The sequence below is a fragment of the Devosia subaequoris genome, assembly GCF_014197055.1.
GTDB classification, from domain to species: domain Bacteria; phylum Pseudomonadota; class Alphaproteobacteria; order Rhizobiales; family Devosiaceae; genus Devosia; species Devosia subaequoris.
Genome location: NZ_JACIEW010000006.1, coordinates 237,577 through 261,351, shown reverse-complemented (window position 1 = coordinate 261,351; position 23,775 = coordinate 237,577). Strand labels below are relative to the sequence as shown.

Annotated in this window: 20 protein-coding genes, 1 tRNA gene and 2 pseudogenes; 15 read left to right on the top strand and 8 right to left on the bottom strand. The window is 60.5% G+C overall.

Annotated features, from left to right (window positions below; genetic code table 11):
* Nucleotides 1-268: 268 nt before the first annotated feature.
* The 4 genes from GGR20_RS13670 to GGR20_RS13655 all read right to left on the bottom strand — a co-directional run bounded on the left by GGR20_RS13670 (nucleotide 269) and on the right by GGR20_RS13655 (nucleotide 4,184).
* On the bottom strand, nucleotides 269-559 hold the full coding sequence (locus tag GGR20_RS13670) for a hypothetical protein (RefSeq protein WP_183311910.1): 291 nt from the start codon (nucleotides 557-559) through the stop codon (nucleotides 269-271).
* 717 nt (nucleotides 560-1,276) lie between these two features.
* On the bottom strand, nucleotides 1,277-2,050 hold the full coding sequence (locus GGR20_RS13665) for a TIM barrel protein (RefSeq protein WP_183311909.1): 774 nt from the start codon (nucleotides 2,048-2,050) through the stop codon (nucleotides 1,277-1,279).
* A 2-nt stretch (nucleotides 2,051-2,052) separates the two neighbouring features.
* Nucleotides 2,053-3,054, bottom strand: coding sequence for an inositol 2-dehydrogenase (gene iolG / locus GGR20_RS13660; protein ID WP_183311908.1), 1,002 nt, complete (start codon nucleotides 3,052-3,054; stop codon nucleotides 2,053-2,055).
* Nucleotides 3,051-4,184 (bottom strand): Gfo/Idh/MocA family protein, encoded by a 1,134-nt coding sequence (locus GGR20_RS13655; RefSeq protein ID WP_183311907.1) that lies wholly within the window; start codon nucleotides 4,182-4,184, stop codon nucleotides 3,051-3,053. The genes iolG and GGR20_RS13655 overlap by 4 nt, the downstream gene beginning before the upstream one ends.
* A gap of 75 nt (nucleotides 4,185-4,259) precedes the next feature.
* On the opposite strand from GGR20_RS13655, the gene GGR20_RS13650 reads away from it, so the two are divergent.
* The 7 genes and pseudogenes from GGR20_RS13650 to GGR20_RS13620 form a co-directional block, all read left to right on the top strand.
* Entirely contained in the window at nucleotides 4,260-5,093 is an 834-nt protein-coding gene (locus GGR20_RS13650) for a MurR/RpiR family transcriptional regulator (protein ID WP_183311906.1), read from the top strand.
* Between the two features lie 119 nt (nucleotides 5,094-5,212).
* The gene (locus GGR20_RS13645) at nucleotides 5,213-6,139 is read left to right on the top strand and encodes a sugar ABC transporter substrate-binding protein (RefSeq protein ID WP_183311905.1); all 927 of its coding nucleotides are present in this window, start codon (nucleotides 5,213-5,215) and stop codon (nucleotides 6,137-6,139) included.
* Nucleotides 6,140-6,212: 73 nt separating this feature from the next.
* Nucleotides 6,213-7,322: an ABC transporter permease gene (locus GGR20_RS13640; protein WP_116589496.1), complete on the top strand. Its 1,110-nt coding sequence runs from the start codon at nucleotides 6,213-6,215 to the stop codon at nucleotides 7,320-7,322.
* A gap of 62 nt (nucleotides 7,323-7,384) precedes the next feature.
* Nucleotides 7,385-8,143: an ATP-binding cassette domain-containing protein gene (locus GGR20_RS13635; RefSeq protein ID WP_211199037.1), complete on the top strand. Its 759-nt coding sequence runs from the start codon at nucleotides 7,385-7,387 to the stop codon at nucleotides 8,141-8,143.
* Nucleotides 8,144-8,282: 139 nt separating this feature from the next.
* Nucleotides 8,283-8,606, top strand: a pseudogene (locus tag GGR20_RS18765) (transposase); the annotation flags it as partial.
* A gap of 226 nt (nucleotides 8,607-8,832) precedes the next feature.
* A complete protein-coding gene (locus GGR20_RS13625) occupies nucleotides 8,833-9,480 on the top strand; it encodes a hydroxypyruvate isomerase family protein (RefSeq protein ID WP_183311902.1) in 648 nt (215 codons plus the stop codon).
* A gap of 82 nt (nucleotides 9,481-9,562) precedes the next feature.
* Nucleotides 9,563-9,892: pseudogene (locus tag GGR20_RS13620) on the top strand (aldehyde dehydrogenase family protein); the annotation flags it as partial.
* 617 nt (nucleotides 9,893-10,509) lie between these two features.
* On the opposite strand, the gene GGR20_RS13615 reads toward GGR20_RS13620, so the two are convergent.
* A complete protein-coding gene (locus GGR20_RS13615; RefSeq protein ID WP_338084729.1) occupies nucleotides 10,510-12,096 on the bottom strand; it encodes a DUF6538 domain-containing protein in 1,587 nt (528 codons plus the stop codon).
* Nucleotides 12,097-12,209: 113 nt separating this feature from the next.
* Nucleotides 12,210-12,299 (bottom strand) — tRNA-Ser (locus GGR20_RS13610).
* 270 nt (nucleotides 12,300-12,569) lie between these two features.
* Between GGR20_RS13610 and GGR20_RS13605 the strand changes: the two genes are divergently transcribed.
* On the top strand, nucleotides 12,570-12,893 hold the full coding sequence (locus GGR20_RS13605) for a hypothetical protein (protein WP_183311900.1): 324 nt from the start codon (nucleotides 12,570-12,572) through the stop codon (nucleotides 12,891-12,893).
* A gap of 54 nt (nucleotides 12,894-12,947) precedes the next feature.
* Complete coding sequence (msrA, locus tag GGR20_RS13600; RefSeq protein ID WP_183311899.1) at nucleotides 12,948-13,604, top strand: peptide-methionine (S)-S-oxide reductase MsrA; 657 nt, start codon at nucleotides 12,948-12,950, stop codon at nucleotides 13,602-13,604.
* A 35-nt stretch (nucleotides 13,605-13,639) separates the two neighbouring features.
* Here msrA and GGR20_RS13595 read toward each other — a convergent pair whose 3' ends face one another.
* The gene (locus GGR20_RS13595) at nucleotides 13,640-15,457 is read right to left on the bottom strand and encodes a hypothetical protein (protein WP_183311898.1); all 1,818 of its coding nucleotides are present in this window, start codon (nucleotides 15,455-15,457) and stop codon (nucleotides 13,640-13,642) included.
* Nucleotides 15,458-15,622: 165 nt separating this feature from the next.
* Between GGR20_RS13595 and GGR20_RS19125 the strand changes: the two genes are divergently transcribed.
* A complete protein-coding gene (locus GGR20_RS19125; protein WP_183311897.1) occupies nucleotides 15,623-16,696 on the top strand; it encodes a diguanylate cyclase domain-containing protein in 1,074 nt (357 codons plus the stop codon).
* Nucleotides 16,697-16,712: 16 nt separating this feature from the next.
* Here the strand turns inward: GGR20_RS19125 and GGR20_RS13585 are convergent, their stop codons facing one another.
* A complete protein-coding gene (locus GGR20_RS13585; protein ID WP_183311896.1) occupies nucleotides 16,713-17,450 on the bottom strand; it encodes a TetR family transcriptional regulator C-terminal domain-containing protein in 738 nt (245 codons plus the stop codon).
* Nucleotides 17,451-17,574: 124 nt separating this feature from the next.
* Here GGR20_RS13585 and aptA point away from each other — a divergent pair, with 124 nt between their 5' ends.
* The 5 genes from aptA to hydA all read left to right on the top strand — a co-directional run bounded on the left by aptA (nucleotide 17,575) and on the right by hydA (nucleotide 23,652).
* A complete protein-coding gene (aptA, locus tag GGR20_RS13580) occupies nucleotides 17,575-18,903 on the top strand; it encodes an omega-aminotransferase AptA (protein ID WP_476699214.1) in 1,329 nt (442 codons plus the stop codon).
* A gap of 66 nt (nucleotides 18,904-18,969) precedes the next feature.
* A complete protein-coding gene (locus GGR20_RS13575) occupies nucleotides 18,970-20,466 on the top strand; it encodes a CoA-acylating methylmalonate-semialdehyde dehydrogenase (RefSeq protein ID WP_183311895.1) in 1,497 nt (498 codons plus the stop codon).
* A gap of 161 nt (nucleotides 20,467-20,627) precedes the next feature.
* On the top strand, nucleotides 20,628-21,878 hold the full coding sequence (locus GGR20_RS13570) for a Zn-dependent hydrolase (protein WP_183311894.1): 1,251 nt from the start codon (nucleotides 20,628-20,630) through the stop codon (nucleotides 21,876-21,878).
* On the top strand, nucleotides 21,875-22,204 hold the full coding sequence (locus GGR20_RS13565) for a hypothetical protein (protein ID WP_183311893.1): 330 nt from the start codon (nucleotides 21,875-21,877) through the stop codon (nucleotides 22,202-22,204). The genes GGR20_RS13570 and GGR20_RS13565 overlap by 4 nt, the downstream gene beginning before the upstream one ends.
* Nucleotides 22,201-23,652: a dihydropyrimidinase gene (hydA, locus tag GGR20_RS13560; RefSeq protein ID WP_183311892.1), complete on the top strand. Its 1,452-nt coding sequence runs from the start codon at nucleotides 22,201-22,203 to the stop codon at nucleotides 23,650-23,652. The genes GGR20_RS13565 and hydA overlap by 4 nt, the downstream gene beginning before the upstream one ends.
* The last annotated feature ends 123 nt before the right edge of the window (nucleotides 23,653-23,775 follow it).

Genomic DNA, 23,775 nt, shown 5'->3' with positions numbered 1-23,775 from the left:
GCGCGCCCGGGACGGGAGCACAGGACCGTAAGCCGGACAGCGACGTCCGCTTAGGAAAAGTGTTGAATAGGTTGTTGCGGCCGTAGCGGGGGTCGTGAGCTGTCAATCGGCAATGCGCCCCAGTTCGGTCATAGCGTTGCCTCGAAAGCACTGCGATCGAATATTGTCGACTTGGGCTCGTGCATATAGCGCCAGTCCACAACTGATAGAGCACATGTCTGATGCCGTAATCGATAAAAAGGATGTTGGGATGAAAGTGTGCCACCGACTACTTGAACTCCTGATCCAGTTTCTCCTGGCTTTCCGATTTGAGCTTGCCGAACAGCTTGGACAGGTCATGTGACTTAGAGTGATTGGGGTCATCGAAGTCGAAGACAAACCAAGCTTTCAATGCCAGCTCCATCGCTAGGGCAAGGAGCATGAGTTCGACCCCCATCTCCTTCATATGGAGGATGTCGTCGCGGTCGGGTGGCGTCTCGCTGGGGAAGCGTCGAGTCTTTCGGAGTATTGCCTTCGCGGCGTCACATATTCGGATGGCAGTCGTTAGGCGATAGCTCAAGGGTTATTCTCCACTTCTCAGGCAATCATTGAATGTCCGCCTAGGTGTAGCTACAGGGCCCAAGCGGCTGGAGCGCCAACGAGGCATCTTGGCGCCCCAGTTCTGCCGTTCGCGCAGGCATCTCGATTTCCCCAGAGCGGTCGATCTGTCGTCAAAAACGGGGTGGGGAGGGGACTTGACTAACACTATCGAAGCGCCAATTTTCCAGCGGCCTCAGGAAGTCGCGGATCGCAGCGCGTAACCATCGGTGGATCCATCCGTGCCGATACGTCTGGCGCAATTGGCTCTCGAGGCGAGGTTGCCCACGGGCATTCTCAATGTGGTGAATTGCGGGAAACAGGTCGTTGACGGTACGAAGACGCCGTCGATCTGGTGATGGACCGTCCATGCGGCAATGGTAGAGAACCCGCGATGGCAATACAGCCCCCGACTTTGCGGCACGGATCAATGTGGGCACGGTGGGTGACAATGTCCCGGTGGCGCTGGCCTGTCACAGATTCGGCGGCTCGAAGGCGGCGCGTTAGATGATCTCCATCATTACGGCACCAACTCAATCAAGTACTGGACCCGCATCAAGACCGTTACGGCCCGTTGGCCCGGCGGAATCAAGGAGGGGGTTTAACTCCAGATGCCGACGATGAAGTGAACGGCGGTAGCATGAATGGGGCTAGGGCAACACGGAGCCGACCGACCTTTCAGATCCCAATCCAGGTGGGGCTAAACAGTGAAGGCCTGCCTGAAGGCCTCAAGGGCCTTTTCGGGATCGGCCGACGCAAAGGCTTCCAACCCCACGGGGCCGTCATATCCCATCGCCTTGAGCGCCTTGGCTACACCACCATAGTTGATTTCTCCGGTACCCGGCTCGCAGCGGCCGGGAACGTCAGCCACCTGAATCTCGCCGATCCAAGGCAGGCACGCCTGGCACAGTTCGATTAAGTTACCCTCGCCGATTTGGGCATGATAGAGATCCAGGTTGAGCCGCAAGCGTGGCCGATTGACGGCCGAGACCAGAGCAAGCGTCTCCTCTGCGCGGGCGAAGGGCACCCCCGCATGATCAACGGGCAGGTTCAGGTTTTCGAGTGTGAAGATTACGTCGAGCTCTTCAGCCAGGTCGCAGATGCGGTTGAGAGTGTCCAGCGCTTTGACCCACTTAAGCGGTGTCGCCACTTCGGCGACACTGGGACGGCCTCCATCGCCAAGTCCGGTGCCATGCAGGTTGAGCCTGGCAACTCCCAGACGCTTCCCTACCAAAGCCGCTTCCCGCGCCGAAGCCATCAACATGTCGGCACCAGTGTCATCGGCAAGCCGCCCTTCTAGATAGCCATTCATTATCGAAAAGCGTGCGCCCGAGGCGATGAGTTTGTCGATGTCGTGGGCGGGCCAGTTCCAGAGACCGACCAGAAACCCCATTTCCTGGAGGCGCGCGCAGCGCCATTCGATCGGCTTGTCGCGCCACAGCATTTCCGCACAGGCGGCAAGGGTGAAAGCCATGGTCAGGCTCCCGGCAGCACTTCGGCCAGTTCGACCGTGCGCTTTTCGGCAAATGACAGATTTGCAGCCTCGGCCATTGCCAATGCGTTGACCCCATCCTGGATGCTGGCGGGCACCGGCTTAGCCTCGACAACAGCATCGACAAAGGCCGACCATTCAATCGAATAGGCCCGCATGTAACGCTCGAGGAAGAAATAGACTGGCTTGGCGGAAACGACACCCGCCGTGGTGGATTTCACAACCGTGTTTTCAATCTCGTTCCGAGCTTCGAGCAGGCCTGCCGAACCCAGCAGTTCAAGACGCTGGTCATAGCCATAGGGCGCACGGCGGGAATTGCGGATGGTGGCGATGCGGCCGTCGGCATAGCTAAGCACGACGATAGCGGTATCGATGTCGCCGGCGGCACCGATTTCGGGATCTACCAGACACGAACCGTGGGCGGTGACGGTTTTTGGCATGCCGAACATGAATGAACACATGTCGAAGTCGTGGATCATCATGTCGCGGTACAGTCCGCCCGACACCTTGATATAGCTCACCGGCGGTGGTGCCGGATCATAGGACGTAACGGCCAGCATTTCTCCCTTGCCGACTTCTCCGGCGGCAAAGGCTGCGTTGACTGCGGCAAAGTTTGGATCAAAGCGGCGGTTGAAACCCATCATCATGGGGCGGGCATGTCCGGCGATGCGTTTCGACAACTCGAGCGCACGGCTCAGCGACAGATCAATCGGTTTTTCGCAGAAGATCGCCTTGCCGGCCGCCGCGCCCTTTTCGATCAGTTCGGCATGGGTGTTGGTGGAGGAGGCGATGAGAATGGCGTCGATGTTCTTGTCGGCCAGGATGTCCTCGGGAGCGCGCGCCTCGACGCCATGCTCGCGGGCCAAGGCGGCGGCAGCTTCGTTTACAACGTCGGTCACTGCGACCAACTCCGAGCGCGGATCGGTCTTGATTGAAGCGGCGTGCACACGGCCGATACGGCCGGCGCCGAAAAGGGCGGTTCTCATGAACGGAGGTCCTCGTTGAGGGAAACGCGTCGGCCTTCACGTGCCGACAGATCAATTGCATGAATGACACGCTCGAAACTGAGCGCGTCAGTGAAGTTTGGAAAGCAGGGCTCATTTGCCGCAATGCGGCGCAGGAACTGGGCGACTTCGATGGTCTTGAGGTCGCCAAAGCCAAGTTGATGGCCGGGTGCCGGGCAGAACGCGCCATAGGGCTCGTGTGCGGGACCTGTCAGAATGGTCGAAAAGCCCTGCAAACCCGGGGTGCCCTGATTGCGGTAGAGCCGCAATTCGTTCATTCGCTCCTGGGAGAAGGTGATCATGCCCTTGGTGCCATGAACTTCCCAGTCGAGGCGGTTCTTGCGCCCCCAGGCGGAACGGGACGTACATAGCGTCCCCTGCGCCCCATTGGCGTAATGAACCAGGGCGGAGGCCGCATCCTCGTTCTCCACCGCTGCGCGGCCGGAACCAGAGGCGAGGGGGCGGGTGGGATGAATGATCTGCGTATCTGCGACTAGACTGTCGATTGGACCCAACAGAACATGGGACATTGAGACCAGATGGCATCCGAGATCGCCAAGCGCCCCAAGTCCGGCATCCGCACGCTTGGCGCGCCAGGTCCAAGCCAACTCGGGGTCAGCCTGATAGTCTTCGTCGACCCACCCGCGGAAGTGCACCGTCCGGCCGATCTCGCCCGCTTCGATCAGACGGCGGGCGTGTTGCACCGCGGGGTTGTGGATGTAGTTGTACCCCACCATTGTACGCACGCCGGCCTGTTCAGCCGCCGTCTGCATCGCTTGCGCATCGCTCAGGGTCAGGGCCATGGGCTTTTCGCAATGCACATGCTTGCCAGCCGCAATCGCCGCCAATGCCATTTCGCAATGCAGCCCGTTGGGCGCGGTGATCGAGACGATATCGACCTCGGGAGCGGTCACGAGCTCGCGCCAATTGTCTCTTGCTCCCGAAAAACCGAACTGCCGAGCCATCTCCGTAGCCTTGTCGGCGGGCGTGTCACAGATTAGGGCTAGCCGCACCTCTGGCAAATCGCCGAATACGGCCCCGGCCTGGCGGTACGCCAGGGCATGGGCCTTGCCCATGAAACCGGTGCCTATGAGGCCCAACCCCATTGCCATGACTGCCTCCCTTTTAGAATTTTTATTCCAAAATCCAATGTTCGGTTGTAGGCTGGCTGTCAAGAGAGGAACGTGATGACCGCCCCGCAAACTTCAGCTCTGGTCCCCCAGACGGTCACCGAGGTGCTTGAGCGGCTCGATGCAGGCGCTGATATTCTGCCCAAGCGTTTGAAGCAATGCGCATTGTTTACCCGTCGCCATCTGCATCTCATTCCGGTCTCCACAGTGTCGGAGATGGCGCGGGCGTCAGGCGTGGCTCCCTCGGCCTATATGCGGTTCTGCCAGGCATTGGGTTTTTCTGGCTATTCGGAAATGCAGGGACTGTTCAAGGCGCAAGTTACCGATTTCCGCCCGGACTATCAGGATCGTCTCGGCAATCTGCGGTTCCAGGCAGATGTTGGTACTGGACAATTGCTCGCTGAGTTCGCCGAGGCTGGTCATAAGTCGCTTCTCTCGCTGGCCAACTCAGTTACCAATGAGGGTCTGGACAGGATCGCTCGGGGCATGGCGCAGGCCCGCGTCATTCATCTGATCGGCCTTCGCCGTGCTTATGCCGTGGTGTCCAGCATGGCCTATTTGCTCGACAAGCTCGAAGTGCCGTCTTCGCTGCATTACGCCTCTGGCATGCTGAATGCATCCGGCACCATCTTTGAGGGGGATGTAGTGTTTGCTGCGTCTTTCGCGCCTTTCTCCCCTGAAACCATCAGGCTGGCCAGAGAGTCATCGGATCGGGGCATCAAGGTCTATGGACTTACCGACTCGGATAATTGCCCCCTTAGTGGATTTGCTACTGAAATGCTGATTGCGCGTGAGGACGAGGTTGCAGGGTTTCGTTCGCTCACCGCCTCGATCACACTGACCACTACGCTGGCGGTTGCGATCAAGGCAATGCAAAGCGGCGTTGACTAAAGCCATGCGGAGGATTTATAGAATAAATATTCCATTTCGTAGGAGCGAAATGGTCGGGAGGGCGCCCGCTGAGGAGGCGAGCGCAGTGGAATAATCCACAAAACACATTGGGAGGTAACATGTCTAAATTGCTCAAGGCGGTCGCCATTGCTGCGGCTGTTGGATTCTCTGCTCCGGCTGCGGCGCAGGAAATCATCGTCGTTGCCCATGGCCAGGCCAACGATCCGTTTTGGTCAGTGGTGAAGAACGGCGTGGAGGCCGCAGCGGCCGACACCGGCGCCAATGTCGATTTCCGATCCCCTGAGACCTTCGACATGGTGCAGATGAGCCAGTTGATCGACGCCGCGGTAAATCAGGAGCCCGACGGGCTCGTCGTTTCTATCCCGGATGCTGACGCTCTTGGCCCCTCCATCGAGCGCGCTGTTGCGGCCGGCATCCCAGTCATCTCCATGAACTCTGGTTCGGACGTTGCCAAGGAACTCGGTGCGTTGCTCCATGTTGGCCAGGACGAATTCACTGCTGGCAAGGCGGCTGGTGAGAAGCTGGCGGAGATGGGTGGCACCACCGCCATCTGCGTCAACCAGGAAGTCGGCAACGTCGCCCTCGATCTGCGCTGCGAAGGTTTCATCGAAGGTTTCGGTGGCACCGTTGAAGTAGTTCCCACCAACAACGATCCGGCCGAGGTCGAGGCCAAGATCCGCGCAGCCCTCGAGTCCAACCCGGATATCGATACGGTGATGGGTCTCGGCGCCAGCCTGGTGGGTGAGCCCGCGGTAGCTGCGGTTGATGCCGTTGGTCGCACGGGCGACGTGCTCATCGGTACCTTCGATCTGTCCGCCAACTTCCTGCAGTCCGTCGCTGACGGGGATGCCGCATTCGCCATCGATCAGCAGCAATTCCTCCAGGGTTACCTGCCGGTGACCTTCCTGGCGCTGCACGCCAAGTACGGTCTCGTGCCCGGCGGCGACGTGCCGTCCGGTCCGAACCTGATCACCGCCGACAAGGCGGGCCAAGTGGTTGAGCTATCTGCGCAGGGCATCCGCTAACCGCTGCCATGACGTTGTGAAACCGGGGCCGTGCTGCACATCGCGTCACGGCCCTATCTCCAGGGAGGACCATATGTCAGAAGATGCTGCACAGGCTGTAAGAGACGAGCGCATGAAGGCCGAGGGCCTGGGCGCCCGCATCCTCAAGAGGCCGGAACTCGGCGCCGTCGCCGGATTCATCCTGGTCACGGTCTTCTTCCTGCTAACTGCGGATCCGGCAATGTTCACCTTCTCCGGGATCGTCAACTTCATGACGCCCGCGGCCCAGCTCGGCATACTTGCCATCGGCGCCTCGCTGCTGATGATCGGGGGTGAATTCGATCTCTCCATCGGATCGATGGTCGCCTTTGCCGGTCTGTTTTTTGCCGCGGCCACCGTCACGCTTGGCCTTCCGCTTATCATCGCCATTCCGGCAACCTTCCTGCTCTCGGCCATGGTCGGATCGATCAACGGCATCATCGTGATCCGCTCTGGACTGCCATCCTTCATCGTGACCCTGGCATTCCTGTTCGTTTTGCGAGGACTGTCGCTGGTGGGGCTCAAGATCGCCACCGGTGGCTCCACCCAACTTCGCGGTGTGCGCGAAGCTGTGGAAGGGGACTGGCTCGCGCCATTCTTCTCAGGGGATGCGTTTGGCGCACTTTTCAAGGTACTTGCGGATGCCGGGATCATTGAAACCTTCAACAATGGCGCGCCCAAAGTGCCGGGATTGCCGATCGAGATCGTCTGGTTCGTGCTGATCGCACTGTTGGCGACATGGGTCTTGCTCAGAACCCCAGTTGGCAACTGGATATTTGCCGCCGGTGGGGACGCCAATGCTGCGAGCAATGCGGGCGTGCCGGTGCGAAAGGTGAAGATCTCGCTGTTCATGGTCACGGCGTGCTGCGCTGCTTTGGTCGCCATCATCACCGTCATGGACGCAGGCTCGACCGATGCCCGTCGCGGCTTCATGAAGGAGTTCGAGGCTATTATCGCGGCAGTTATCGGCGGCTGTCTGCTCACTGGCGGTTATGGTTCTGCCATCGGCGCGTTCTTCGGCGCTGTCATCTTCGGCATGGTCGTGATCGGGTTGACCTATACCGATTTCGACCAGGACTGGTTCCAGGTCTTCCTGGGCGGCATGCTGCTCGTGGCCGTTCTCTTTAACAACGCGATCCGCAAACGCGTCACCGGGGAGCGCTGATCATGACCGCAGACTCCACGTTCCATCATGGCGAAGCGCCAGACGTTGCCCCGATCATCGAAATGCAGAACATAGAAAAGCATTTCGGCAATATCATTGCTTTGGCCGGGGTCAGCTTCGACGTTAAGCCCGGCGAATGCCATTGCCTGCTCGGCGACAATGGCGCGGGCAAATCCACCTTCATCAAGACCATGTCCGGGGTGCACAAGCCCACAAGCGGCCAAATCCTGTTTGAAGGCAAACAGATGTCGTTCTCGACACCGCGTGACGCCATGGAGGCCGGCATCGCGACGGTGTTCCAGGATCTCGCAATGATCCCGCTGATGAGCGTAACCCGCAACTTCTTCATGGGGCGGGAGCCGAGCAAAGGCGTGGGGCCGTTCAAGCGGCTGGACATGGATCGTATGAATGAGATTACCATGACCGAAATGCGGGAAATGGGGATCAATCTGCGCGCGCCGGATCAGGCTGTGGGTACACTTTCCGGTGGCGAGCGCCAAACGGTCGCCATTGCGCGGGCAGTGCATTTCGGTGCCAAGATCCTCATTCTGGACGAACCCACCTCCGCCCTGGGCGTGCGGCAGACCTCCAACGTTCTGGCGACCATCGACAAGGTGCGCAAGCAGGGCGTGGGCGTGGTCTTCATAAGCCACAACGTGCGTCACGCCATGGCTGTAGGGGATCGGTTCACGGTCCTCAACCGGGGTAAGACCCTGGGTACGGCCAAGCGCGGTGAGATCACCTCCGAACAATTGCAGGACTTGATGGCTGGCGGTCAGGAACTGGCCAAGCTCGAAGGTTCGCTTGGAGGCACGGTCTGATGGCCAAATCGCTGGATGTCAGACTGCAATTCCGTCGGAGCCGCTACGTTCGCGGCTTCCTCTTTGACGGCACGCACTAGGCTCAGGACCTATTGGTTCTGTTTGAGATGTGATCACGGTCTCTGAGAAGGAGGCCGTGGTGGGGGATTTGTTTCTGCTGAGCGAGCGCCAGATGGCGCGGATTTCGCCGTTCTTTCCACTTTCGCACGGGGTTCCGCGGGTCGATGACCGGCCGGTGGTGAGCGGGATTATTTACGTGATCCGCAACGGGCTGAAGTGAAAGGACGCGCCGGCCGGCTACGACCCGCACCAGACGCTCTACAATCGGTTCATCCGCTGGAGCCAGACGGAGGTGTTCGATCGCATCTTCGCCGGACTCGCTGGGGAGGGTCCGAAACCCGAACGTATCATGATCGAAGCGATGCATCTGAAGGCCCACCGCACGGCGGCAGCCTGCTTAAAAATGTAACGGGGCTGTCGCGGTGCCACGGCCGGACATGTGCAAGAATCGATGTTGAACACGCAGATAGCCAGCGAAGCGCGAGGACTTTGTAGGCCGCTAATAGCACCGCTGCCATGGCGATTGACGGCTCACTCTCGGCCTTGGCCGCAGTAATGTTGACACCATCGCTGGCTGCAAAGCTAATCGCCCTCGACAAAGGCGATGTGCACCTGATTTGGCGATGGGAATGAAAGCGAAAGCCGAGGCCGCAGGCGTCGAGATTGTGTTGTTCAACATGCCGCCGGGCGACTGGGACGAGGGCGAGCGCGGCCTGGCTGCGCTGTCAGAGCGGGCGGGGGAGTTCACAACTGGGCTTGAAACCGCGCTGCACTATGCCCGTCACCTTGCCGTGCCGCGCGTGCACATGATGGCCGGACTGGCCTCTGCAGAGGACAGGACAACGCGCCAGCGCTATCGCGAGGCGCTTCTCGAAGCGTCGGATGCGGCGGGTGCGGCGGGTGTCGATATCCTCATCGAACCGCTCAACGGGCGCGACATGTCCGGCTATTTTCTCGACAGTTTCGATCTGGCGGCCGAAATCATCGGTGACCTCGATCGCGACAACGTCCGGCTGCAATACGACATCTACCACCGCCAGATCCTGCACGGCGATGTCCTGCGCTCGCTCGGAGTGCTGATGCCTATGGTCGGGCATATCCAGGTCGCTGCGGTGCCGGATCGCAGCGAGCCCGGGAGCGGGGAACTCGATGACGCCAGAATCCTACGGGAGATTGACCGATTGGGCTATGACGGCTGGGTCGGCTGCGAATACCGGCCGGGTGGAAGGACCCAGGACGGATTGAGCTGGATAACAAAACTGACGACCAGGGCGTGATCCTTCAATAGTCGCCCTCGAACGCGTTGCTGGTCAGCGTGAACACCTACTCGTCATGAAGCGCTAGCCTTGGGTCATCGGCGCAACCAATTCCATGCGCATTGCCCGCGAGGAAATCTTCGGGCCCGAGGCCGCCGTCATCAAGGTCAAGGACTACTTAGAAGCCCTGGCCACGGCCAATGACAGCGAATTTGGTCTCTCGGCTGGCATCGTCACGATCTCTCTCAAGCATGCGACCCATTTCAAGCGACGCCGAGGCCGGTATGGTGATGGTCAATGTGCCGACCGCGGGCGTTGACTTCCATGTGCCCTTCGGCGGCCGCAAGGGCTCATCCTATGGGCAGCGCGAGCAGGGCAAGTATGCAGCAGAGTTCTTCAAGTGGTGAAGATTGCCTATACAGCCGCCTGTTAGTGCAAGTGCCAAACGGAAACCTCCTCCGCCCGCGGTCTGCTTACTCCTTGCCGCTGGCCAAAAGCCGACAGCCCGCTGTCGGCCCCTTTTCAGTCACCAGCCGAGCTCCAGAGATGGTAGATATGACCTGCGCCGCCGATCCTCCCACTTTTCCTGCTTCGTCGCGTGGTTTCGGGATCGGGTTGAGAAAAGCCGTCTCGGTTACCCCATCGTACACCCCCGTTACTTCTTCACGGTGAGTCGCTTTCCTCACCCTGAGGTAACAGTTTTATATCGACAACGATTTCGGGTGCCTTGTCCCACGTCCGGGCAATATGAGTCGGAAAGTTGGCGAGTTGAGTCGAATAGTTGACGGGTTGAGTCGAAAACCTCTTCTCGAGGTAACACTTTTTCATCAGAGGGTTTGTGGATTCAGTCGGTCGACTACGGGAGCGATAGCTTCTGTCACTGTGGTCGGGCCTACTCAGGGGCCGCACACGCTCCCCAAGCACCTGCAGTTCGCGGGCTGTTCAATATCATTTCGTCCAACACTGTGCGTTGGAGAGCATGCATCTGAGCCCCGAAAACAGCTCGAGGCAACATGCTCGCACGCCGACTACTCGTTGAGCCTTGAAGTTTCAGAAGGGAAATTTGATCTTATCAAACCATGCCAGGTCTTCAGGAGTTGGCAATGGTGAGCCGTAAGTAGCCGAGACGTGCTTACCTCGCGACTTTTTCTGCCCACCAGCTGAGGTCTCTTCTGGCTCATGTCCCATGAACATGTTCCGAATATGCTGTGGGATTTGCGCTTCGTCACATCGCTGAGCAAATGTGTGCCGGCCGCTGTAGGCTACGATGCGGCGGTCCGGTGTATGACGCCGCACTTCGCGGTTTGCACGTTTCGAAAACGCTGATGACGTGTTGCCATACTTGTCCGCATGCTCGTTTGGAAACAAGCGGGCATTCGGACCACCCGCTTTTCGGCGCATTTCAATGAATGCCTCAACCCCCTCATTAAGCAACTCTTGGGCAACTGGCACGATCCTGCGAGCTGCGGATGACTTTAGTTGCAGCTCCGCCCGCCGAAGCGCGTGATTGGGATCCCCGTCGAAATCAAAGTGCAACAGATCCAGACAGAGTCTGCCATGCAGCATGCGGAAGTCAGAAACGCAGAGCTGTGTAAGCTCCTGTAGCCTGAGACCTTGTCTGCAGTTGATGCGAGGCCACCAATAATCTGCTGAGTCCTTTTTCTTCTTGCGCGTCGATTCAAATAGATCTCGCTCAATCCGTGGCGAGAATGGCAAGCGTTTTTCCACGTCGAGCATATCCTCACCATTCCGCTCTTGCTCCGACTGGACGCCATCAGCCACATTGTGGGCGATGAAACCTCGGTTGGCGAGATAGGCGAAAAAACCGCGTAGGGCGGTCAAATACTTCGCGTTGACCGTTGTTGCGCTGATCGGTGGCAATGGCACAGGGCGCTCCATGTTCTGAGCGATGGCCATGCGTATATTGTCCGTTTTTAGATGTTTGATTGCGTCGATCGGCATTTGGTCTACCAGATCACGATAATCGAGAATGTCTTGCTTGCTGTAATCGAATATCGGCTTGTCACCCATAGCCGTCACGAAGACTCTCAACTTGGTTCCGACTTCAGCGATGTATTTTGCCCCACGTCTCTTGCTGCGAAGGCTGGAAATGTAGCCCTCGATATGAGCTGTCAGATTCTTCCTGGCCTCAGGATGGATTGACGCGTTTCTCATCGCATCGACAACGGCCTGGGCCACATCGGTGGTCGTTTGAGTCACCTGGGAAGCTGTCGATATGGTGGTCGACACGAAACACTCGTCAGCTGGCTTTGCCGCAGCGCGAACCTCCGGCAAAACTTTGGGCCCTTCGTTCGGTCGCTCCTCAGAGAAAAGCGTGTGCATCAGGGCTCGATACCGCAGGCGCTGCGACCACTGAACTTCATTACGGTCCAGATCCTCAAAGACCTGGTCAAGGACGGCATTCAAAGCGTCGCGCGCGCGGAGCGTTAGCCCCGCGTCACGCAAAACTGCAAATGCTTCCTCGACCAACAAGATCAGTGTCCACGCTCTTTGTCGGGCCAGACGGGCGTTGCACGTTCGCAGCGACCGTCGAATGTCCGACTTGCCAAGGCGATCGATCAGGTCGACTGGCACCGACTTTCGAAACCAGAAGACCGGACCTCGCCGGTGAACCAAAGATGCGACAGACTTATGCAAGGAACAAACACCCTATCAGCTGTGACAGGATGCTGTGACAGAATCCGACTTGCGATTCGGATTCGGTGCTAGCAATTTCAATGACTTAGGAGTGGCGGAGAGAAAGGGATTCGAACCCTTGAGACGGTTCCCCGCCTACACACTTTCCAGGCGTGCGCCTTCGACCACTCGGCCACCTCTCCGCATCGCTTCAAGCCCGGTCTGGAAAAAAGCCGGGATCACGGGTCCCCTGAGGGCCGCTGCGAGCGAGGCGCAATATACTCATCATCGTTTGCGGCGCAAGGGATCACTTTGGTGCGTCCCCGATTGTTTTTGTCAGCCCGGATCACGATGTTACCAAAACAAGCGGCAGCTTGTGGCGCGACCTTCTGCATGGCACAAGGCGCTGGTGCCATACAGCGGAACGAGCCGGGGCCGGTTCGACTTAATCAAGGCAGGCATAGGGAATGTAGATGCGGCTGGTCTTGAGAATATTGGGCACCTGGCTGATTGGTCTGGCGCTGGTTCTTCTTGTTGTCGATGGCACCAAGTCATTGGCTGCCAATGCCATTGTCTTCACCAGCTTGGGGGACGCCTGGACCCAATTGCACCCGCCCAGTCTTGGCGCGGTGAGCGGATTTTTTGAAAGCCGCTTTTTTTCCGATCTGCTTGATGCAGCCATGCAGGCCCTGCTCACCTATCCGGCCTTTGCCGTTCTTGGCCTGCCCGGTATTCTCATCGCGCTGGCCGGTCGCCGACCGCGCCGTGAGCGCTTCCTGCGTCAGGAACAGATCTGATCGCGCGTAACCGATGTCCGCTCGCCACCGAATAGGGGCTGAAAGGAGCAACAGATGTTCTTCCGTCAAAAGCCGAGCACGATCCCAACCCCTGCCGAGGCCCTTCCGGGTCGCGACGACGTGATGCCCGTCGCTCCGGACCATTTCGTCAATGGCCACGGGCTCAAGGGGCCGTATCCGGCCGGAGCCGAAACCGTTTATTTTGGCCTGGGCTGTTTCTGGGGCGCTGAGCGCCTGTTCTGGAAACTGCCCGGCGTCCATGTCACTGCCGTGGGCTATCAGGGCGGGCATACACCCAATCCGAGCTATAACGAAGTCTGCTCGGGCCGCACCGGCCATACCGAGGTGGTCAAGGTGGTCTATGATCCGGCTGTGATCGGGCTCGACAGCCTGCTCAAACGCTTCTGGGAAGAGCATGACCCAACCCAGGGCATGCGCCAGGGCAATGATGTTGGCACCCAATATCGCTCGGCGATCTACACGACCACGCCCGAACAGGCCGAGATCGTGGAGAAGAGCCGTGCCACCTATCAGCGGGCGCTCGACGCCCGGGGGCAGGGCACGATCACCACCGACATCGCTCCGGCCGGGCCGTTCTATTATGCCGAAACCTATCACCAGCAATATCTGGCCAAGAACCCAAATGGCTATTGTGGGCTGGCAGGCACCGGCGTGAGTTGCCCTATCGGCACCGGTGTGGTCGCCGAATAGCGCCGTCAGGATCGGTCAATCAGGAGGCGTCCCGTTCAATTCGAGGCGCTTTGTTCGCGCTCTTCCGGCAGGATCGCATAGATCTTGAGCGGTCCCTCAAGCGAGACGTCCTCCAGCCAGTCCGGCGGCCTGCCGGCGGCCAGCAGGCTTAATATGGTATTGGGCTCGCCTAGACCGGTGCCCTGCATTTCGGGCATGGCGGGGCAGGTGACCAGCAGCCCAAGGCCGCGGTTGGTGGCGATCTTTCGGGCTTCGCTCACCGGCTGGTTGAAGAAGCGGAAAGCATCCAGCACGCCTTGCTCATTGCGATGATAGGGTGCGGCAACCACGCCATGCGGTGTTTCGAGCAGCAGGTGCGCGCCCAGATCAATCGGGGTCATCACGCGCTCCGGCGGCATTCCGCGCAGATCGGCAAAGGCGTCACCGGCAAGGCAGGGCTGCTTGCTGGCGCGGGTGGCGCTGACCAATTGCGCCCGCCCATCGGGCAGCAGATTGACCACGTTGGACACCACAATGCTCAGCATTATTCCGGAAAACATCAGCCAGGCCGCGGCCAGTGCCAGACCAGGCAGCAGTTTGCGCTGCGCCAGATAGCGTTGCTGCGTCACGGCGATCAGCCAGGCCGCAGCCGGAATGGTGGGCAGGATGGCCAGCCGCGCCCCCCGGATCTGGGCCAGCATCACAAGGGTGGTGAGCACCAGAAACACCAGCAGCGTCAGCCAGCCCAGCCGCTTTTCCGGCGTTCTCCGGAAAGCCAGCGCTGCTGCGATCAACCCCAGAAAAACCGGCGCGCCCACGGTTATGGCATAGGCCGGCAATTCGGGCAGCGATGCGTGCCAGGGCTTGGCTTCGATGATGGCTCCGATCCAGTTTTCCTCCAGCCAGGGATCGAGCGATGCATAGGGTCCGCCCAGGCATTGTGGATAGGCGAGGATCACTGCAGCGCCTGCGGCAATTCCGAGCCCGGCCAGCAGCACCAGTCGCTGCCAGGCCCGGCGCGGCGCGGGCAGGAGCGAGACCACCACAAAAACCAGTCCGACCAGAACACCGGCCAGGACATAGACCGGGGAGATCATGTCGCAAGCCGCCTCCAGCCAGCGGTCGGGCGGACGGACCAGCATCAGCAGGACGGTTAACCCGCCGCCAAGGCCCAGCCCGAAACGCATCAGATTGCCGGCGCGGGCCGGGTCGGCGACATAGCACAGGCCAAAGGCCAGGATTGCGGCCAGCATGACCGGTACGGCTTCAAGGGCAACCGAGAGCGCCAGCGCCGCACATATTCCGGCGAACCAGGCGGCGCCGGATCGGCGCAGCGCCACCAGGCTGGCCAGCAGCGTGGCCATGGTCAGAACAATAATCACATTGTGGTGGTCGACCCGGCCGGGCGAAAATTCGGCGAGAATAGCCGGGCTGAGGATGGGCAGAACCAGTCCAGGTAGCAATCCGGCCCGGCCCACCAGCTCCAGCGTCGCGCGCGCGCTGAGCCAGAGCAACGCGCCAAGCAGCACCAGCGGCCAGACCATGCCTGCTACCCACTCGGCCTGTCTGAAGTCGGTAAACTGGCGCGCCAGCCAGAGCAGGCCGGCCAGCGGCAGGTCGACCAGCCGTGACCAATGGATTTCCGCGCCGAATGGCGTGTTGAGCCGATGCTGGACCAGATCGTTCCAGCCCTGTCCATCAAGAAAATCGCGCACCACCACCATGCGCATGGCGTCATCAGTGTCGAGAAACAGCGGCGCGCCGGCGCTGCCGTGCACGCTGCGCCACAACAGGGTTGCGGCGACCAGCGCCCAGATACCCACAAGCCACAACCAGTCCTTGCGGCCCAGTGTGATTGCGGTCGGCTCTGGCATGATAAGGTCCCTCTGCGTCCTGACGCCGAATATGGCCCGGCGCGGCTTTATGGGCTGTGCAGGGTTCCTGCCGATCCATATCACGATTTCGCGAAAAAGCATGACGCGCTAACCACTTGCCAACCATTGCCGGGCCAGGATGGCCTTGGATGCAGGGTCTGCGTGGTGGGCGCCAAAATTAACAAGTTCTCGACTTTGCCGGATTCCGACCCGGCCAAGGCACTGGCGCCTATCCGGAGGCTAGTGGTTGGCGCGTTTGTGGGCGCCCTGGTGGCCGGGGCAGTGCTCATCGGCTCCACCCTGCATGTCATGGAGACGACCGACAGCCTCTCCATGGTCAAAGAGCGCGCGCGGGCAGCGCAAGTCGCCGATACTCTGGTGACCCTCCCCGAAAGTCAGGTGGAACCCGCCCTTGAGCGCCTGGGTGAAGTCGCCGGCCTGCGCAATCTTGCGCTATCGCCGAGCGCCGCTGCGGGCGAATATCAGCAATCCCTGCCGCTGCTCTCCGGACCTCTGGGCAGTCACTTCCTCACCTGGACAGCGGAGCGGCCGGGCCTGCACCTGTTCAATACACACGCCCCCCTGCGAGTGCCGCTCATGCTGGTGCTGATTGGCAGCGTGCTGGCTTGTCTGGTGGCCATGCTGGGTCATGTGCGCCGCATCGAGCGTCAACGCATTGCGGCGCAACGTCAGGCCCTGCGCGACCATTTGACCGGTCTGCCTAATCGACTGGCGCTGGAAGGCGAGTTGTCCCGACTTGCCGATGGCGACTGGTCCTTTTCTGTGCTGGCTTTCGATCTTGACCGGTTCAAGCCGGTCAATGACCTGTTCGGCCATCACGCCGGGGACCTCGCGCTGATCGAGGTCGCCCAGAGACTGGCGGCCCAATTGCTACCCGGCGAATTCCTCGCCCGGATCGGCGGCGACGAATTCGTTGCCATCGTGCATCGCCACCACCGCAGCGATCTCATTCACCTGGCACGCGATTGCATTGCGGCCATCGGCGCGCCGCTCACCTCTGTGGGCCGCAATGTCAGCGTGGGCGTAAGCCTGGGCATTGTGCAGGATGGCCTTGGGCAGACACCCACCGACCTGCTCCGACAGGCCGATCGGGCTCTCTATGAAGCCAAACGACAGGACGGCGGGACCTTTTGCTTTGCTGGCGAAGTCCGGCCCAAACCGCGCGAGGGTCTGGCCAGCAATAGTCCCTTGCCAGCATCGTTGGCCCAGAGCGCTTAGACGGCTGCTCGGCCTGTCAGGCCGAACCGTTTACACGCGGCTTGGGCGAGAGGCCATGCATGAACAATTGTTCGAGGTAGCGCGCCGCGTCCTCGAAGCGCCCGTCGCCATTGCGGCCTTTGCCCAGCACGGCGCGCACCTGCACGTCGAAATCGGCATAATGTTGCGTGGTCGCCCAGATCGAAAAGATCAAGTGATAGGGATCGGTGCGGGCCAGCCGGCCCTGTTCCATCCAGGTCAACAAGATCTTGGCCTTTTCATCGACCAGTGCCTTGAGATCGATCTCTATCATCTCGCTGATACGCGGCGCGCCCTGCAGCATTTCATTGGCGAACAGCCGGCTTTCGCGCGGAAAGTCCCGCGCCATTTCCAGCTTGCGCCGAATATAGGAGCGGATTTCGGTGAACGGGTCGCCACGCTCGTCGAAGTCGCGTAGCGGCGCCAGCCAGGTATCGAGCAGGGCGGCAATCAGCCGGCGATGGATCTCCTCCTTGCGCGGAAAGTAATAGAGCAAATTCGGCTTGCTCATCCCTGCCACTTCCGCGATCTGGTCGATCGTCGAGCCGCGAAAGCCGTGCACTGAAAACACTTCCAGCGCGGCCTCGAGAATGATGTCCTGTTTTTCCTTCTGGATGCGGGTCAGCGGGCGCGGCCTTTGGGGCGGATGGCTTGTCGCAGCCTTGGCATCGGCCTTGTGCTGCCGCTTGGCGCTGACCGGGGGGTGCTCGACGGCTTTGAGTTTTTTTCCGGACATTTTCGCCTTGCGGGAATGTGCAGGGATGCTAACATTTTTCCAACTGGTCAAAATTTCCGGGGTTCGGACCGCCGCGTCAAGACCCAAAACGAGGCCAGGCCAAATTCAACGGGAGCGAGCGTTCGTGTCCACTTCGTCCAATGTAGCGCCAAACGACCTCAGTGCGTTCTGGATGCCGTTTACGGCAAACCGTCAGTTCAAGAAGGCCCCGCGCATGTTCGTGGCGGCCAAGGACATGCACTACACAACCTCCGATGGCCGCCAGGTGCTCGATGGCACGGCGGGCCTGTGGTGCGTCAACGCGGGTCATGCGCGTCCCAAGATTGTCGAGGCCATCGGCAAGCAGGCCGGCGAACTCGACTACGCCCCCGCCTTCCAGATGGGCCATCCCAAGGCGTTCGAACTGGCCAATCGCCTGGTCGATCTCACCCCCGATGGCCTCGATCATGTGCTGTTCACCAATTCCGGATCGGAATCGGTGGAAACCGCACTCAAGGTCGCCTTGGCCTATCATCGCGTGAAAGGGGAGGGCAGCCGCACCCGCCTGATTGGTCGCGAGCGTGCCTATCACGGCGTCAATTTCGGTGGCATCTCGGTGGGCGGCATCGTCACCAATCGCAAGATGTTCGGCACGCTGCTGACCGGCGTCGATCACATGCCGCACACCCACAACCTTGCCGAGAACGCTTTTTCGCGTGGCCTGCCCGAACATGGCGCCGATCTGGCCGATGAACTCGAGCGTATTGTCACCCTGCACGACGCCTCCACCATTGCCGCGGTCATCGTCGAGCCGGTGGCCGGATCGACCGGCGTGCTCATTCCGCCGCCGGGCTATCTCAAGCGCCTGCGCGAGATCACCAAAAAGCATGGCATTCTGCTGATCTTTGACGAGGTCATCACCGGATATGGGCGTCTCGGCACCCCGTTTGGGGCCGATTATTTCGGCGTCACGCCCGACATCATGGTCACCGCCAAGGGGCTCACTAACGGTGTCATCCCCATGGGTGCGGTCATGGTCTCGGCCGAGATCCACGACACTTTCATGCAGGGTCCCGAACATCTGATCGAGTTCTTCCACGGCTATACCTATTCGGGCAATCCGGTCGCCTCGGCGGCGGCCCTGGCCACGCTCGATACCTATAAGGAAGAAGGGTTGCTGACCCGCGGGGCGGAGCTGGCGAAGGCCTGGGAGGATGCGCTGCATTCCCTCAAGGGCCTGCCGCACGTCATCGATATTCGCAATATCGGCCTGGTCGGCGCCATCGAGCTCGAACCCATCGCCGGATCGCCCACCAAGCGGGCCTTCTCCGCCTTCCTCAAGGCTTATGAACAGGGTCTGCTCGTGCGCACCACCGGCGACATCATCGCGCTGTCCCCACCACTGATCATCACGGAAAGCCAGATCGACGAAATTGTCTCGACCTTGTCGGGCATCCTCAAGACGCTTGAATAGAATGGAACAAAAATTCTATACAGATGGATATAGAATGAACGTTCCCAATCTGGAGGGGAAGCCCTGATGCACGTCATCGAAAACGCCGTCGCCGGCAAACGCTATGTTTCGTCATCCACCCGCCGCGTGCCGGTGTTCAACCCCGCCACCGGCGAACAGAGTGCCGAATTGCCACTCTCGACCATGAGTGAGTTGGACGCCGCCGTCGAAAATGCGGTCAAGGCGCAGGTGGCCTGGGGCAACACCCCGCCCATGAAGCGGGCCCGCGTCATGTTCAAGTTCAAGGCGCTGCTCGATCAATATGCTGACGACATCGCCCGCGAGATCAGCAAAGAACACGGCAAGGTGCATGACGATGCGCTGGGCGAATTGGCGCGCGGCATCGACTGCGTCGACTTCGCCTGCGGCATCCCGCAACTGCTCAAGGGCGAATTCTCCCGCAATGTGGGCCCCCGCATCGACAGCTATTCGGACCGCCAGCCGCTTGGCGTCGTCGCCGGGATCACCCCGTTCAACTTCCCGGCCATGGTGCCGATGTGGATGTATCCGGCCGCCATCGCCTGCGGCAATGCCTTCATCCTGAAACCCTCCGAGCGCGATCCTTCCGCCTCCATGCTGGCCTGGAACCTCTTCATGGAAGCTGGGCTGCCCGAAGGCATTCTCAACATCGTTCACGGCGACAAGGAAATGGTCGACGGCATTCTCGACCATCCCGACATCAAGGCCGTGTCCTTTGTCGGCTCCACCCCGATCGCCGAATACGTCTATCAGCGCGGCACGAAGGCCGGTAAGCGCATGCAGGCCTTGGGCGGCGCCAAGAACCACATGGTCATCATGCCCGATGCGGATCTCGATCAGGCCGCCGATGCGCTGATGGGCGCCGGCTATGGTTCGGCCGGCGAGCGTTGCATGGCCATTTCCGTCGCCGTGCCCGTCGGCAAGGAAACCGCCGACGCACTGGTTGCCAAGCTGAAACCCCGCGTCGAGAGTTTGAAAATCGGCCCGGCCACCGACAAGGACGCTGAAATGGGTCCGGTGGTCACCAAGATGCACCGCGACAAGATCCTCGGCTATATTGATAGTGGTGTCGAAGAGGGCGCCAAGCTGGTCGTTGATGGCCGTGGCTTCAAGCTGCAGGGCTATGAAGAGGGCTATTACGTCGGCGGCACCTTGTTCGACAATGTCGAGCCGGACATGAAGATCTACAAGGAAGAAATCTTTGGCCCCGTGCTCTCGGTGGTCCGCCGCGATAGCTTCAAGGACGCGGTCGATCTGATCCACGGCCATGAATATGCCAATGGCACCGCCATCTTCACTCGCGACGGCGACGCGGCCCGCGAATTCGCCGACAAGATCGAGGTGGGCATGGTCGGCATCAACGTGCCCATCCCGGTGCCGGTGGCCTACCATTCCTTCGGCGGTTGGAAGCGCAGCCTGTTCGGCGACCATTCCATCTACGGGCCCGAAGGCGTTCATTTCTACACAAGGCTGAAAACCGTCACCACCCGCTGGCCCGCCGGCATCAAGGGCGGCGCCGAATTCAGCTTCCCGAGCGTGAAATAGGACACCATGGTCAGCGTCACCAAAAAATCGCTGACCATGCCCTCCCTCTCCGGGACGGAGAGGGAACACGGCGCTGATACACGAACCTCCCAGCCCCGCCGGTCGCCTCAACGCGACGGCGGGGTTTTTTGTCCTGAACTCCAGAACGACGAGTAAGCATCATGACCTCTCCCGGCGAAAACCTTCGGATCAATGGCGAACGGCTCTGGGAGAGCCTGATGGAAATGGCCAAAATCGGCCCGGGCGTGGCGGGCGGCAATAACCGCCAGACCCTGACCGATGCCGACAAGGAGGGTCGCGAGCTCTTTGCCCGCTGGTGTGAAGAGGCCGGACTGACGCTGGGCGTCGATGAAATGGGCACCATGTTTGCCCGCCGGGAAGGCGAGGACCCGAGCCTCGATCCGGTTTACGTCGGCAGCCATCTCGATACGCAGCCCACCGGCGGCAAATATGATGGCGTGCTCGGCGTGCTGGGCGGGCTGGAACTGGTCCGCACCCTCAACGATCTCGGCATCAAGACCAGGCGCCCGATCGTGGTGACCAACTGGACCAATGAAGAGGGCACCCGCTTTGCCCCGGCCATGCTCGCCTCGGGCGTCTTCGCCGGCATGCACGCCCAGGACTGGGCCTATGACCGGCTCGATGCAGAGGGCAAACGCTTTGGCGACGAGTTGGAACGCATTGGCTGGAAGGGCCCGGAAAAGGTCGGCGAGCGCAGAATCCACGCCATGTTCGAACTACACATCGAGCAGGGCCCGATCCTCGAGGCCGAAGGCAAGGATATTGGCGTCGTCACCCACGGGCAGGGCCTGTGGTGGCTCGAAGTGACCCTGACCGGCAAGGATGCCCACACCGGCTCGACCCCGATGAACATGCGGGTCAATGCCGGGCTGGGCATGGCGCGCATCACCGAGGCGGTGCACCAGATCGCCATGGCGCATCAGCCCAATGCGGTTGGCGCTGTCGGCCAGGCCAATGTCTATCCCAATTCGCGCAACGTCATTCCCGGCAAGGCGGTGTTCACCATCGATATCCGCTCGCCCGAACTCGACAAGCTCACCTCCATGCGCGAGCAGATCGAGACCCAGGCCGGCAAGATCGCCGAAGACCTGGGCCTTGGCCTCAATGTCGAACCCACCGGCCATTTCGACCCGGTGACCTTCGACGAGAACTGCGTCAAGGCCGTCCGCGACGCCGCCGAGCGGCTTGGCTACAGCCACCGCGACCTCGTCTCCGGCGCTGGCCACGACGCCTGCTGGATCAACCGGGTAGCACCCACGGCCATGGTCATGTGTCCCTGCGTCGACGGGCTCAGCCACAACGAGGCCGAAGACATCTCGAAGGAATGGGCCACCGCCGGCGCCGACGTGCTGTTCCACGCCGTGGTCGAGACCGCGGAGATCGTGGAGTGAGTCCGCTAGAAACCGCGTTCCAGGGGGCGATGTTTGATATCTACAATCGCGCTAAGACCGAGGCAAAATATAATGCCACTGTGTTCTTGGGAATGCTGTCGGATCGCGGAGGATTGGCCACTGCCAAGTTTCTGATCAATTCAGACCGCCAGTCGGACGGATACACAGCACTAATGCTGGCCGGTCGCCTAGACCTCACAGTCGAGGCGTTAGTGGTGGAAGAGGGCCGTTGGAGTTCTCTTTTCTTGCCAGAAGAGATCGAAAGAGCCCGCCGCCGTCTGCGTAACAATCAGTATCAATTCGGCTCAAGGGAGCAGCGCAAATGAGCAAAGTCATCAAGAACGGCACCATCGTCACCGCCGATCTGTCCTACGAAGCCGATGTGAAGATCGAGGGCGACACCATTGTCGAGATCGGCAAGAACCTCTCGGGCGATGAGGAGCTCGATGCCACCGGATGCTATGTCATGCCCGGCGGCATTGATCCCCACACCCATCTCGAAATGCCCTTTATGGGCACCTATTCGGCCGACGACTTCGAGAGCGGTACGCGCGCGGCCCTCTCGGGGGGCACCACCATGGTGGTCGATTTCTGCCTGCCCAGTCCCGAGCAGAGCCTGCTCGATGCGCTCAAGATGTGGGACAACAAGTCCGGCAAGGCCTCGACCGACTATTCATTCCACATGGCCGTGACCTGGTGGGGCGAGCAGGTGTTCAACGAGATGGCCGACGTGGTCGACCGCGGCATCACCTCGTTCAAGCACTTCATGGCCTATAAGGGCGCGTTGATGGTCAATGACGACGAGATGTTCGCCAGCTTCCAGCGCTGCGCCGCGCTCGGCGCGCTGCCGCTCGTCCATGCCGAAAATGGCGATGTGGTCGCGGCCATGACCGCAAAACTGCTCGCCGAGGGCAATAATGGCCCCGAAGGTCATGCCTATTCCCGTCCGCCCGAGGTGGAGGGAGAAGCCACCAACCGCGCCATCATGCTGGCCGACATGGCCGGTGTGCCGCTCTATGTGGTCCACACCTCTTGCGAACAGGCGCACGAAGCCATCCGCCGCGCCCGGCAAAAGGGCATGCGGGTCTATGGCGAGCCGCTGATCCAGCACCTGGTGCTCGATGAGAGCGAATATTTCAATCCCGACTGGGATCACGCCGCCCGCCGCGTCATGTCCCCGCCCTTCCGCAACAAGCAGCATCAGGATTCGCTCTGGGCCGGGCTGCAGGCCGGCTCACTCTCCTGCGTGGCGACGGACCATTGCGCCTTCACCACGGATCAGAAGCGGTTCGGGGTTGGCGATTTCTCGAAAATCCCCAATGGCACAGGTGGCCTTGAAGATCGTCTGCCAGTGCTCTGGACCAAGGGCGTCAATACCGGGCGACTGACGCCCAACGAGTTCGTCGCCGTCACCTCCACAAATATCGCCAAGATCCTCAACCTCTACCCCAAAAAGGGTGCGGTGCTGGTCGGCGCCGATGCTGACCTGATGGTCTGGGACCCCAAGCGCTCCAAGACCATTTCGGCCAAAACCCAGCAATCGGTGATCGACTACAATGTGTTCGAAGGCTTCGAGGTCACCGGCCTGCCGCGCTTCGTTTTGAGCCGCGGCAAGGTCTCCATCGTCGAAAGCGAGATCAAGGCCGAGCCGGGCCATGGCAAGTTCGTCGCCCGCGAGGCGAAAAACCCTGTGAACCGGGCGCTCAGCCAGTGGAAGGAAATCGTGGCGCCGCGCAAGGTGGAACGCAGCGGTATTCCGGCGACGGGGGTTTGATGCAGGATTTGGTTGTCGTGGAAATTTCCCCCTCGCCCGACTCGGCCTTTGGCCTATCCTACCTCTCCCCTAGGGGGAGAAGAATTCAGGGCACTCAGCCAAAGCGGGCGCCGGACCATTCTT

Coding starts and splice junctions, on each gene's coding strand:
- GGR20_RS13665 (WP_183311909.1), bottom strand. CDS start 2,050: ATGGCTTTCACCCTTGCCGCCTGTGCGGAAATGCTGTGGCGCGACAAG.
- iolG (WP_183311908.1), bottom strand. CDS start 3,054: ATGAGAACCGCCCTTTTCGGCGCCGGCCGTATCGGCCGTGTGCACGCC.
- GGR20_RS13655 (WP_183311907.1), bottom strand. CDS start 4,184: ATGGCAATGGGGTTGGGCCTCATAGGCACCGGTTTCATGGGCAAGGCC.
- GGR20_RS13650 (WP_183311906.1), top strand. CDS start 4,260: ATGACCGCCCCGCAAACTTCAGCTCTGGTCCCCCAGACGGTCACCGAG.
- GGR20_RS13645 (WP_183311905.1), top strand. CDS start 5,213: ATGTCTAAATTGCTCAAGGCGGTCGCCATTGCTGCGGCTGTTGGATTC.
- GGR20_RS13640 (WP_116589496.1), top strand. CDS start 6,213: ATGTCAGAAGATGCTGCACAGGCTGTAAGAGACGAGCGCATGAAGGCC.
- GGR20_RS13635 (WP_211199037.1), top strand. CDS start 7,385: ATGCAGAACATAGAAAAGCATTTCGGCAATATCATTGCTTTGGCCGGG.
- GGR20_RS13625 (WP_183311902.1), top strand. CDS start 8,833: ATGAAAGCGAAAGCCGAGGCCGCAGGCGTCGAGATTGTGTTGTTCAAC.
- GGR20_RS13605 (WP_183311900.1), top strand. CDS start 12,570: ATGCGGCTGGTCTTGAGAATATTGGGCACCTGGCTGATTGGTCTGGCG.
- msrA (WP_183311899.1), top strand. CDS start 12,948: ATGTTCTTCCGTCAAAAGCCGAGCACGATCCCAACCCCTGCCGAGGCC.
- GGR20_RS13595 (WP_183311898.1), bottom strand. CDS start 15,457: ATGCCAGAGCCGACCGCAATCACACTGGGCCGCAAGGACTGGTTGTGG.
- GGR20_RS13585 (WP_183311896.1), bottom strand. CDS start 17,450: ATGTCCGGAAAAAAACTCAAAGCCGTCGAGCACCCCCCGGTCAGCGCC.
- GGR20_RS13575 (WP_183311895.1), top strand. CDS start 18,970: ATGCACGTCATCGAAAACGCCGTCGCCGGCAAACGCTATGTTTCGTCA.
- GGR20_RS13570 (WP_183311894.1), top strand. CDS start 20,628: ATGACCTCTCCCGGCGAAAACCTTCGGATCAATGGCGAACGGCTCTGG.
- hydA (WP_183311892.1), top strand. CDS start 22,201: ATGAGCAAAGTCATCAAGAACGGCACCATCGTCACCGCCGATCTGTCC.